Origin of the sequence: Luteimonas sp. TWI662 (assembly GCF_039673825.1) — a bacterium.
Taxonomy (GTDB): Bacteria; Pseudomonadota; Gammaproteobacteria; order Xanthomonadales; family Xanthomonadaceae; genus Luteimonas.
In genome coordinates this window covers 1-1,867 of sequence record NZ_JBDJMI010000049.1, presented here as the reverse complement: position 1 = coordinate 1,867, position 1,867 = coordinate 1, and the positions used below count along the sequence as shown (strand labels likewise).

Annotated in this window: 1 protein-coding gene and 1 pseudogene; both read right to left on the bottom strand. The window is 69.1% G+C overall.

The genetic code is table 11. The annotated features are described in order from the left end of the window. Positions 1-1,395, bottom strand: a 1,395-nt coding sequence (locus ABE488_RS17675; RefSeq protein ID WP_346449702.1) for a cache domain-containing protein, incomplete at its 3' end; no start/stop codon positions are given. A 117-nt stretch (positions 1,396-1,512) separates the two neighbouring features. Further along, positions 1,513-1,867, bottom strand: a pseudogene (locus ABE488_RS17670) (hypothetical protein); the annotation flags it as partial.

Genomic DNA, 1,867 nt, shown 5'->3' with positions numbered 1-1,867 from the left:
CGAAGCGGTGCCGATCGCGGCCGAGGCGTCCTGGATGCGGGCGACGATCGCGGTGAGCTGGGCGACGGTGGCATTGGCGTCGTCGCGCATGCGGGCGAACACGCCGTGGAAATCGCCGTCCATGCGCGCGGTCAGGTCGCCGGCCGCGATCGACTGCAGCAGGCGCGAGAGCTCGCTCAGGCTGCGATCGCTGGTCGCCATCATCGCGTTGAGGCTGTGGATCATGCGCCCGAAGTCATCGCGGAATCGCGTGTCGTCGCCGCGGACCGAGAAGTCGCCGGCGGCGGCCGCAGCGGCCAGCCGGTTGATCTCGCCGTTGATCGCCATGAGGCTGGCCTTGGCGGCGTCCATGGCGTCGTGCAGGACCGCGCGGCTGGCGGGCAGGCGGCGGGCGTCGCGCGACAGGTCGCCGTTGGCATACTCGTTGAGAATGTCGATCGCCTCGACGAACGCGTCCAGGTGCTCGAACATCATGGTATTGATGCCTGAGGCCAGTTCGCCGTACACGCCCGGAAAGTCCACCGGCATCCGATGCCGCATGTCGTCGCCCGCATGCTGGCGGATCATCTGGCGCGTCTGTTCGGAGAACCGCTCGAGCATGTGCACCATCTCGTCGGTCGAGCGCAGCATCTGGCCGATCTCGTCCCGGCCCTGGTGGCCGGTGCGCATGCTCAGATCGCCACGGGCCACGCCGCGGATCGCGTTCACCGCCCGCCCCAGCGGCTCGAGCACCGAGTGACCGATCAGCCAGCCGATGCCGGCGTTGAGCAGCACCAGCAGACCGCCGACGATGGTCATGATCGCGGTGAACGTCAGCGCCTGGGATTGGGTGTCGTCAAGGTAGACGCCGGTGGTCACGACCCAGCCCCACGGCGCGTACAGCGCCGAGTAGGCAGTCTTGGGCACCGGGTCTTGCTCGCCGGGTTTGGCCCAGACGTAGTCGACGTTGCCGCCGCCGGCACGCGCGACCTCGACGAACCGGCTGTAGATCGCCGTGCCGTCGGTGTCGGTGATTGCCGAGACGTCCTTGCCGATCAGGTCGGCATGCAGCGGATGCATCAGCATCGTGGGCCGTTCGTCGGTCACGAAGAAGTAGTCGACATCATCGTCCGAGCGCATCGCGGCGAGCGTGCGCAGGGCCCGCTCCTGGGCCTGCGCCAGGGTCAGTTCCCCATTCTCGGCGCGGCTGGCGTACTCGTTGACGATATTGAGCGCCATCCCGACCTGCGATGCCACGCCGTCTTTGCGGGACTGGTTGAGGTCGACGAACTGGACGCGGGCCGCAACGACCGCGAGCAGGATGATCCCGGACGCGACGAGCGCGGTCTGGATCAGAAACTTGCGCTGCATCGGAAGATCGGACAGCGCACGGAGCACGGCGGCGACGGGATTCATGAGGGGGGCAGGAGTGGGCCTGCCATCGGTATCGGCCGCGATGCGTCGAGATTGAGGCGTGCGCCGGCAGGCCCGTTGCCGTCCGCCCCGACGCCGCTGCGTCGGGGCGGGCGGCGATCAGAACTCCGCCCAGTCGGTCTCCAGCACCGCTGCCGGCACCTTGCGCGCGGGGACGGAACGCTTGGGCGTTGCGGCAGGCGGCGCCGGGCGGGTGCTTGCCGGTGCGATCGACGGCGTCGCCCCAGCGGGCCGGCGAGCGGCAGCGTCGAGGTGGGCGGCGTCGATATGAAACACCGCGATCGCCTCGGCCAGGCCTGAGGCCTGCTCCTCCATCGCACGCGCGGCGGCCGAGGCTTCCTCGACCAGCGCGGCGTTCTGCTGGGTGGTCTCGTCCATCTGCACGATGGTCTGGTTGACCTGCTCGATGCCGGCGGCCTGTTCCTGCGAGGCGGCCGAGATCTCGGCCATGATG